This window comes from Metabacillus lacus, from assembly GCF_009674805.1.
Taxonomy (GTDB): domain Bacteria; phylum Bacillota; class Bacilli; order Bacillales; family Bacillaceae; genus Metabacillus_C; species Metabacillus_C lacus.
The window spans coordinates 1-9630 of the sequence record NZ_WKKI01000079.1 but is presented as its reverse complement, the minus strand read 5'-3'; the positions used below and the strand labels follow the sequence as shown (position 1 = coordinate 9630).

Genomic DNA, 9630 nt, shown 5'->3' with positions numbered 1-9630 from the left:
CATCCAGTTGGATCGAATACAAGCCAGCTAGCTGCATAAACCCATTTTAAAAAATCCAAATTCAAACCTTGGGGGGCCTTTTTTTGCTTTTTAAGACAGCACAATCCTCAATTTTCGTATAAATTCCGTCTATACACCAAAAAACTGCTAAATGGTTGATTTTCAGCAGCTTAAGCGGAATTCATTCCGTTATTTCCCCTAGTAAACGGCCTATTTTGAATTTAACCGGAATTTATACGCTTATTATTTTTTTGTTGGGATCTGGCGTCCCTTCAATTGTTCCGTAAGATGAAAGCAGTGTTCAACTGATTAAGCTTCACTCATTCCAAATCCAAGCAGAAGAAGAGAGGCTATTGTGATAAATGCTAGTAGGTTAAGTATGATAATGATCCACTTCCCAACATTATTTTTTGCTTTTAATCCCACAATCACTCCTAATAATGGAAATAGAAACATCGAAATGATTGCTATCCTTCCTAATGAACCGAAAGATACATCATTTACCATCATAAAAAATAAGATAACAAATATTCCTAAACATAAACTTGAAATAGCGCTGTACTTTTTCATTTTCTCCTCCTATTGTTGGCATCACTTATCTTACCTCTACTGCTTCGTTGCTTGAATAGAAGTCACCTTTACATATTTTAACAATAATCTATGTAAGAAGGGAACTTTAATTTAAATATAGATTAGAGAATTTGTTAAGTATGATGATATTGCTGCCAATTTTAAAAATAGGAATTGTTCGTGTAAAAAGGGATAATAATTGAGATAAGGTCATCATAAAGGATTCTGGTGCAATTCATAAAAGTATTAAATATATAAATGAAGAAAATTAGATGGAAAAAACTTTGAATGTGATGATTTACTTCCAACCCCTGCCCCTTTCCTCACCACAAAAAAATTCCACCCCAAACCCAACCATACAAAAATGAATTGCACGAAAAGTTGAAAAAGTTTGAAACTATTTGCTGACAGCCCTCGTATATATAAGTAGAGAATATGATGCGGGGGAAGTGTTTGGGATGAACCAAGATAGAGTGTATTTTTCTGAGAATTTTTTTTCAGCAGGGAAGACAGATATTTATGATGTAAATAAAGAGAAGATTGGGGAGCTTGATTTGAGAAGTATGTTCACTTCAAGTGTAGATGTGGTGAATCATGATGGTGAAGTGGTTGTAAGCGGCAGATTCCCCTTTTTGAGCAATAAATGGAAGGTGTACGATGAGCTGGGGGCAGAGCTTGGAACATTAAGGGAGAAGTTTACGCTGTTATCAAAAAATTACGAATATCATGCTTACGAAAGAGGATATTATACAATCGACTCCGAGTTGTTTTCAAGGCAATATAGGATTGAACATGATTCTTCTGATATAGGAGAGTTCAAGCTTGTCAGCAGCTTTTTTTCTTCACCTGTTTTTGAGCTGAAGAGGCGCAGTAATGAGCTATCGACTTCTGAGATGGTGGCTGTTGTGATGGGCGTTCATGCGATTCAAAAGAGGAAAAGACAAGGCAATGCTTCTGCAGCAGGCGGGCCGGCTTAAAAGGTTTTGTATTTTCCTCCGGGGGAAGAAAATGTATATAAATGCCTAGAGGGAAAGGGAGGCAGTAAGGATGGACCTTACCGCAAAGCTGCTTGGTACATTTCAGGTGAACAGCGGAGAGCTGGTTGTGACAGATCCCTGCTATCCGCCTGAGGAGCTGGACGAAGAGGGAGAAGAATTGTCCCTGCTGTTGACGCCTGCTTGTAAGGGTGAGTGGATTGCTACTGCTTTTTTAGAAGAAGACGGAACAGTAGCGAGGCTGATTGCAGTACACAGCGGTTTTCAAGTTCGTGATGAGTGGATGGAAATGGAAATTGAGATCCCTGTAGACTCTGCACAGGCAGGTATTTTTGATGCCGACTCGTACGGCAGGGATGAAGAAATATCGTATGAAATTGAAAATGTACAAAAGCTGGAGCTGAACGAAGAAGGGCTTAAGTATTATGCAGCGTGCTGTGATATCACCTCCACCGATGATCAGGGCGGTGTATTAGAGAGCGGTGCTGTGACAGTATCAGGATTGGGAGACGGGCTGTATCCTGTATTTGTGCAATTTGATGAAGAAGGAAAAGTTGCTGCTGCAGCCATTGATTTTCTTTTGGAGGAAGAAGAATAGCAATATATATAAAAGGCAAAAAGCTCAGAAATGAGCTTTTTGCCTTTTGTGGTTAGTACTACTGATAGATTGCGCTTCCTGCCTTTTTGAATTCTTCGGCTTTTTCCTTCATGCCTTGTTCTGCATAGGTATTTCTGATGTCATGTGAAATACGCATGCTGCAGAATTTCGGTCCGCACATGGAGCAGAAGTGAGCCGTTTTTGCGCCTTCTGCAGGGAGTGTTTCATCATGGTATTCCAATGCCCGTTCAGGGTCCAGCGACAGGTTGAATTGATCGCGCCAGCGAAACTCAAATCTTGCTTTAGAGAGAGCATCGTCGCGCATTTGTGCTCCCGGAAGCCCTTTGGCTAAGTCTGCTGCATGAGCCGCCAGTTTATAAGTGATAACTCCTTCACGTACATCATTTTTGTTGGGAAGGCCCAAGTGTTCTTTTGGCGTTACATAACAGAGCATGGCTGTTCCGTGCCAGGCGATCATGGCGGCACCGATGGCTGAAGTAATGTGATCATAACCAGGAGCGATATCAGTTGTTAGGGGTCCCAGCGTATAAAATGGTGCTTCTCGGCAAATTTCCTGCTGTTTATCCACGTTTTCTTTCACCAGATGCATCGGAACGTGACCTGGTCCTTCTACCATCACCTGTACATCATGCTTCCAGGCCAGTTCAGTCAGCTCGCCAAGTGTATCTAGCTCTGCAAATTGAGCTTCATCATTGGCATCCGCAATTGAGCCTGGACGCAGGCCGTCTCCAAGTGAAAAAGAGATGTCATAGCTTTTCATAATTTCACAGATTTCCTCAAAATGAGTATATAGAAAGTTTTCCTGATGATGATATAAACACCATTGCGCCATTATTGAACCACCGCGTGATACAATGCCCGTCAGCCTGTTTGCAGTCAGGGGAATATAGCGGAGCAGAACGCCGGCATGAATGGTGAAATAGTCCACTCCCTGTTCAGCTTGTTCAATCAAGGTATCTCTGTAAATTTCCCAGGTAAGATTCTCAGCAATTCCCGCAACTTTTTCAAGTGCCTGGTAGATGGGAACAGTACCGACAGGAACTGGAGAGTTCCGGAGAATCCATTCTCTTGTGGTATGTATGTTTTTGCCTGTCGACAGGTCCATGATCGTGTCCGCTCCCCAGCGTGTAGCCCAGGTCATTTTTTCCACTTCTTCATCTATAGAGGAGGACACTGCCGAATTTCCGATATTCGCATTCACTTTCACGGTGAAATTTTTCCCGATAATCATTGGTTCCAATTCCGGATGATTAATATTAGCAGGAAGAATTGCACGGCCGCAGGCAATTTCGCTGCGTACAAACTCTGGGTCTACTCCCTCACGAATGGCCGCAAACTCCATTTCCGGGGTAATGATACCCTTTCTCGCATAGTGCATTTGAGTGACGTTTCTTCCGGATTTGGCCCTTAGAGGCTCGGTTACTACGCCTGGAAATTCATGCTGCTGGGACTCGACGCGCTTGACTTCATTTCGAAAGCCATTGTCCAGCGGTGTTACCATCCTTCCGGCATACTGTTCAATATCATCTCTTTCCTTGTACCAGTTTGAGCGGACAGGAGGAAGACCTTTGCGGATATCAACTTCATATGCTGAATCCGTATAAGGTCCGCTGGTGTCATAAACACGTAGGGGTTCATTCTCGACCATGCCAGAAGGACCTGAAGCAGGAGTTAGGGAAATCTCCCGTACCGGCACTTGAATGCTTTCACTGGTCCCCTGAATATATACTTTTTTACTGTTTGGAAAACTCTTGCTAAGGTTATCTGAAGCTTTTGACATCATGTATCTCTCCTTTTAATGAAATAAGGACAGACTGGTTTATGGCGGAGGGCATAAAAAAACGGCTCCAAAAACAGGAACCGGATGATATGCAGATGCAGAAAATAAAAGATGCACGCTCTAACTTCCCCACGCTGGTATGAACCAGATCAGGTCCGGAGGGTTAAGAAGCTTTTCACTTCTCTCTCAGCCCAAAAGATATGGACACCCCTAGTTACACTATTCAGTTTACTAATTTATTATATAGGAAGATCATGGGAATGAAAAGGAGGAAAATTTTATCATTTTCAGCACTTGTGGGAAGGAAGATAAAAAGAGTTTCTGCAGTGTCAGAAGAGGGATTCCTTAGGAACTTCTGCTGCCTGCTTATACCCATAAATCTATTTGATCAACTAAAAATCAGCGTAATAAGGAGGTAGCATAAGATGAAACATTCGATTAGTATCAAACAATTAGTTGAGAAAGATGCAGAAAAGCTGCTGCTGCTTGAAGAAAGGAACCGGGATTTTTTTCAGCTGTATACCCCACTCAGGCTGGATAGCTTTTATACTTTGGAAGGACAATTGGAGCGTATCCACTCCTTCATGAAGGAAGCAGAGGAGGATACTGGCTATCATTATGGCATTTTTAAAAGTGAAACGGGTACATTGCTTGGTACGCTTGGTTTTACTTCCGTTGTCAGGGGCCCTCTTCAGAGCTGCTGGATCGGCTATAGTCTGGACAGGGAGCAAAACGGCAAAGGCTATACAACAGAGGCAGTGAATCAGGCAGTGAACATTGCTTTTCAGGAACTAAAGCTTCACAGAATTGAAGCTGGAGTGATGCCTCATCATGGTGCTTCTATGAAAGTGCTGCAAAAAGCAGGATTTCATAAAGAAGGTATTGCCAGGCAAAGCGTTAAGATAAATGGAAAGTGGGAAGATCATCAGACTCTTGCAATTCTCAATCCGGAAGACAGTTAGGGCACTGATAGAAATAAGTTCTTAACAGCTTGTTTTGGCCAAGCATTCACTAATCCTGCAGCGTAAACTAGTATGAGCTGAGAGAGTTCGATACATGCAAGGATGGTGATTTTCAATGGCAATTCTGTCAACAGGGCCTATAGAGAACAGTCCCATTAATGAAAAAGGCCGACAAGTGGAGTTACAATAAAAATGGACAACAGGGGAAGTAATCCTTCCAATGTTATCATCCAGGGATACAGGTTGAATGGCTCAAGGATTCTTTATATCCTGGAACTGGTGGTGCTGAATCCAAATCAGGTGGTCACAAGAAATTTTTTTGCTGACGTAGATGCTTTTCAATTTGTTTTCACAGTAGAGGGAGCGGGGGCATCAGAAACAGAAATATCCGTCTGGGGAAGAGACAGCGACGGCCAGCTGGTTGCTGCCCACCGGCTTGTTGCTGATGAACTTCTGGGAACTGGCGGAATGACCGGCCCTACAGGCCCAGCTGGTCCAGCAGGTCCTCCGGGCGCAACCGGAGCTACCGGCCCTGCTGGAAGCAGCAGTATTTCAGCTTATGGATCTTTATATGGGGGAGAATTTTACAGAAGTATAAATTCTTTTGACAATGTTGACTTTACGATCCCGGGTCCTGCCCAGAATGTGATCGTCAGCACCGAAACAGACTCTATCACTGTACTAAGCCCCGGTATTTATGAAATTACAGCTCATATAGGCTTTACAGGATTATTAAATGCAGCGGTAGAAATAAACGGGGATGAAGTCATTCCTCAATCTCAGTTTCAAGCTTTTTCAAATAATCAACAGGATTTAATTTATTCAGGAAAAACATTTCATATTTTCTTAAACGCCGGTGACGTCATTACGCTCCTCATCCAAGGATTTATTCCCGATAGTTCTACCTACAGTCTTCCTGCTTTAACTGTAAAAAAACTCTCCTGAGCATCACTCACCCCATTGAAGGGCCAGACAGCAGCTGGCTCTTTTTTTTATCAAAGTTCCGTTTCATAATAATTTCATTTGATTAGTGACATCTTAGTAAGAAAGAGGTGAAGTATAATGTGGAGCAAAAATAAATTTGAAAAAAGGTTTTTGCGCTTTATAACTGGAGCTGCCCTATTGCTTCTTTTTTTCCTTTTGAGAAAGGGTCCTTTGAAAGACTGGCTTCTCTCCTATTTGTTTAATGCCTATACCAATGGGATACTGGATCAGTATCTTGCTAGTAACCATTACATACGATATCCGGTTCGTTACTTCAAAAAAGAGTTTAAATCCAACATCTTGTTTGATTACCTGCTGTATCCTACCATGTCCCTTTTCATAAATAAGATTACTTACGGTAACCGTCCTTTTGTCATTGTAATAAAAGTGTGTTTGGTCACAACTTCTATGCTCTTGGTAGAACTGTGGGCAGAAAAAAACACTAACCTCATTCGGTGGGGCAGAGGGTGGGACTGGAAGCACACACTGTTCGGCTTGACAGCCAAATCGCTCCTTAACCGAAGTATCATCGCAGCTATAAGGGCAGCAAGCAGCAAACCGGCATCACTCACAAAAAGATAGTCGGGAAGGTGAAAACTGTGCATGTTGGTTTGCTAATCTGGCTTATTCATCAGAATACGGTTAAGAAGTCATGGCCACGGTTACGTGAGAATAGCCACCCTATTTTTTACGTGGTTGTATGCAATTCTTTATATTATTATATTCAGAAAAAATATCCGCTTTGGACATTTCACTCACAGGTTATGGGAGAATTCTTTCTCAAATTTTTTCATCTTTTGATCATTATGCCCTTAAGCATGAATCGTTTTTTGAGTGAACTTCCTGACCGCAGCAGTAAGAGAGCATTGTATATCCTCAAGTGGATTCTGGTTTCCAGTTTGGTTGAGTGGTTTGGACTGAAAGCAGGAGCCATTTCCTTTAAAAAAGGCTGGAACCTTGCCTGGTCGGCTTTTATTTATACGTTCATGTATATTTTAAGCAGTATATACCAAAGAAGCAGATTCCTTGCCATTAGCATGTCAATGCTGCCTGCTGCCTTTCTAATTTTTAAGTTCCGAAAAAACAAGAAGTGATTGCTTTGTCTATTTCTCCCATATTATGATGGTAATAGATATTTTAGAGGGGGATTTTAACAATGTGGCATGGAAGTAGTCTCTAAAGATGTAAAAAATTGTTTAAGAAAGTGCCGTGTGAAACGGTTGTTTGTGCAGCCTTCTTGTGCGGAGCTACAAAAGGGAGAGAGTTAGGCATGAATTACAAAGTGGCTTTAATTACCGGCGTAAGCGGTCCAAGGGAAATGGGTACAGCGATTTGCAGGGAGCTCGCAGAATCCGGATTTGATATTTTTTTTACACATTATGGAGCAGATGCATTGTGGCTGAAAGCGTTTGAAGAAGAACTGATTCAAAAGGATGTCCGCTGCAAGCATATGAGTATCAACTTAGCTTCAAAGGACGCAGCTTCTGAAGTCATGATGGAAGCTAGCAAAGTAGTGGGCCCGCCATCTGTTTTAATAAATAATGCAGCACATTCTGAACGGGATGGATGGAGTGAGCTTTCTAGTGAAGAGCTTGATCTTCATTATGCAGTGAACATGAGAAGCCCCTTCCTTCTTTGTACGGAATTTGTGAAGTCATATGAAAAGGCAGAATTAAAAGAGGGAAGAATCATTTTTATGACTTCAGGACAGGATTTGGGGCCGATGCCTGAAGAACTTGCCTACAGTGCTACGAAAGGGGCAATATCAGCATTTGCTAGAACTCTGGCAGCGGAACTCGCACATAAAGGCATTACAGTGAATGCGATCAATCCGGGTCCGACAGATTCTACCTGGATGAATGATGATATTCGCGCTCATATTTTGCCGAAGTTTCCAACAGGGAGGATCGGCATGCCGCAGGATGCTGCAAACCTGATTGGTTTTCTTGTTAGTGAAAAGGGAGGCTGGATTACCGGTCAGATCCTCCATTCCGAAGGCGGATTTATGAGGTGAATTTTGCTGAATGAAGAGTCACTGCATATTTTGATCTCTTTCAATTTTATCAATTTCATAGAAAAGATTTCCTGTACCCCTTATAATGAATGATAGCGTTTACATATTAAGGGGGAGAGACTATGTCATTTGGCAATCTCGTTCAGTCAAAAGTATATCAGCAGCTGGAAAAAAATATTATTCCGGTTTCTTATGAAGAACTTGAAGCAAAAGCTAGAGAACATTTAGAAGATAAGCCCTTCTATTATGTTGCTGCATCTGCAGGGGCCCAATCAGCTGCCGATAAAAACAACAGGGCTTTTGAAAAATGGCAGATCGTTCCGCGCATGCTTTGCGATACATCGAGCAGAGATCTAAGTGTGAGCCTGTTTGGAAAGAAGATGGAGTACCCAGTGCTCTGCGCACCAATAGGGGTACAGTCTATCATTCATCCACAAGGGGAACTGGCATCTGCGAGGGCTGCTGCAGCAATGAAGATTCCGTTTATTTCAAGCACTGCCTCAACTTATAGTTTAGAAAAAATATCGGAGGCATACGGCGAAGGTGAAAAATGGTTTCAGCTGTATTGGAGCAGTGACCGTGAAGTAGCCGGCAGCATGGTCAGGCGGGCGGATCAAGCAGGGTATTCAGCTATTGTCATCACGCTTGATACCCCAATGATGGCTTGGAGGGAAAAGGATATTGAGCATGCTTATCTTCCATTTCTGGAGGCTAAAGGGATAGGAAATTATCTTGAAGATCCTGTTTTCTGCTCAAGGCTTGAGGTTTCCCCTCAAGAAGATATCAAAGCTGCAGTCCTGCTGTGGGCGAAAATTTTCGGAAACCCCTCGCTCACTTGGAAAGATCTTGAGTATCTGCGCATGCAAACCAATCTGCCTATTCTCTTAAAAGGCATTCTGCACCCTGAGGACGCAAGGCTTGCAGAAGAACATGGAGCGGATGGAATCATTGTCAGTAATCATGGCGGGAGGCAGCTTGACGGTGTCATTCCTGCTATTGATGCTCTTCCGGATGTAGTGGAAGCGGTTGGTGACAGGGTGCCGGTACTAATGGACAGCGGCATCAGAAGGGGAGCGGATATTGTCAAAGCTTTGTCACTGGGAGCAAAAGCAGTTTTCATAGGAAGGCCTTATATGTATGGCCTGGCCCTTGCTGGTGAAGAGGGAGTGAAACAAGTATTAAGAAATATACTGGCTGACTTTGATTTGTCCATGGCGCTGTCAGGCAAATGTTCTGTTGCCGAATTGAACCGCGGCTTATTGAGAGGAAGCTCTGTTCGCTGAATTTGTTAGAAAGTGCTGCTTGAAATGAAAAGCAGCACTTTTTTTTGTACAGCCAAATGACTGACAGCTGTGCTGTATTTGAGTGCGCTTTTCGATGAATAAAAGGGGCTTTTTAAGTACATAGTATAGGCATCTGAGAAATAATGGGGGCAAAACAAATGGCGGAAAAACAAGCGTTAGCAGCTAGTGAATTTGCTACTTTATCTTTATCCGACAGAAGACTCCCTCTTCAAGCGGGTGATGAGCTTTAGCTCAGCGATAAGGGGGAGATGAATGGCGGTTGGCGATAGCCAAAACACTCACTGTCATGGTAAAATTAGAACGTGCGTTCCTATAAAGCGAGGTGAAATCATGTTAGTTAAAAAGGCGTTTAAGTTTCGTATCTTCCCTAATCAAAAACAAATGGAGTTAATCAATAAGACG

General features: G+C 42.6%; 12 protein-coding genes and 1 riboswitch. Of the genes, 10 read left to right on the top strand and 2 right to left on the bottom strand.

Annotated features, from left to right (window positions below):
• Window positions 1-309: 309 nt before the first annotated feature.
• Window positions 310-570 carry a hypothetical protein gene (locus tag GJU40_RS19865; protein ID WP_154309790.1) on the bottom strand — a complete coding sequence of 87 codons (261 nt, stop codon included), beginning with the start codon at window positions 568-570 and terminating at the stop codon, window positions 310-312.
• A 458-nt stretch (window positions 571-1028) separates the two neighbouring features.
• Here GJU40_RS19865 and GJU40_RS19860 point away from each other — a divergent pair, with 458 nt between their 5' ends.
• Window positions 1029-1547 (top strand): LURP-one-related family protein, encoded by a 519-nt coding sequence (locus tag GJU40_RS19860; RefSeq protein WP_154309789.1) that lies wholly within the window; start codon window positions 1029-1031, stop codon window positions 1545-1547.
• Window positions 1548-1617: 70 nt separating this feature from the next.
• A complete protein-coding gene (locus GJU40_RS19855) occupies window positions 1618-2163 on the top strand; it encodes a DUF4241 domain-containing protein (RefSeq protein WP_154309788.1) in 546 nt (181 codons plus the stop codon).
• A 58-nt stretch (window positions 2164-2221) separates the two neighbouring features.
• Here the strand turns inward: GJU40_RS19855 and thiC are convergent, their stop codons facing one another.
• Window positions 2222-3967: a phosphomethylpyrimidine synthase ThiC gene (gene thiC / locus GJU40_RS19850; protein WP_154309787.1), complete on the bottom strand. Its 1746-nt coding sequence runs from the start codon at window positions 3965-3967 to the stop codon at window positions 2222-2224.
• Between the two features lie 106 nt (window positions 3968-4073).
• Window positions 4074-4186, bottom strand: a riboswitch (TPP riboswitch).
• Window positions 4187-4224: 38 nt separating this feature from the next.
• Between thiC and GJU40_RS19845 the strand changes: the two genes are divergently transcribed.
• The 8 genes from GJU40_RS19845 to GJU40_RS21450 all read left to right on the top strand — a co-directional run.
• Entirely contained in the window at window positions 4225-4383 is a 159-nt protein-coding gene (locus tag GJU40_RS19845) for a hypothetical protein (protein WP_154309786.1), read from the top strand.
• A 6-nt stretch (window positions 4384-4389) separates the two neighbouring features.
• The gene (locus GJU40_RS19840; protein WP_154309785.1) at window positions 4390-4926 is read left to right on the top strand and encodes a GNAT family N-acetyltransferase; all 537 of its coding nucleotides are present in this window, start codon (window positions 4390-4392) and stop codon (window positions 4924-4926) included.
• A gap of 192 nt (window positions 4927-5118) precedes the next feature.
• Window positions 5119-5871, top strand: a complete 753-nt coding sequence (locus GJU40_RS21315) for a hypothetical protein (protein ID WP_212029914.1) — start codon at window positions 5119-5121, stop codon at window positions 5869-5871.
• Window positions 5872-5988: 117 nt separating this feature from the next.
• The gene (locus GJU40_RS19830) at window positions 5989-6492 is read left to right on the top strand and encodes a CBO0543 family protein (RefSeq protein ID WP_154309784.1); all 504 of its coding nucleotides are present in this window, start codon (window positions 5989-5991) and stop codon (window positions 6490-6492) included.
• An 8-nt stretch (window positions 6493-6500) separates the two neighbouring features.
• Window positions 6501-7004: a CBO0543 family protein gene (locus GJU40_RS21310; RefSeq protein WP_343031648.1), complete on the top strand. Its 504-nt coding sequence runs from the start codon at window positions 6501-6503 to the stop codon at window positions 7002-7004.
• A 176-nt stretch (window positions 7005-7180) separates the two neighbouring features.
• The gene (locus GJU40_RS19820; protein ID WP_154309782.1) at window positions 7181-7924 is read left to right on the top strand and encodes an SDR family oxidoreductase; all 744 of its coding nucleotides are present in this window, start codon (window positions 7181-7183) and stop codon (window positions 7922-7924) included.
• Window positions 7925-8046: 122 nt separating this feature from the next.
• Window positions 8047-9207, top strand: coding sequence for an alpha-hydroxy-acid oxidizing protein (locus tag GJU40_RS19815; protein WP_154309781.1), 1161 nt, complete (start codon window positions 8047-8049; stop codon window positions 9205-9207).
• Between the two features lie 273 nt (window positions 9208-9480).
• Window positions 9481-9630: helix-turn-helix domain-containing protein (locus GJU40_RS21450; protein ID WP_343031597.1), on the top strand; the 150-nt coding region annotated here is incomplete at its 3' end.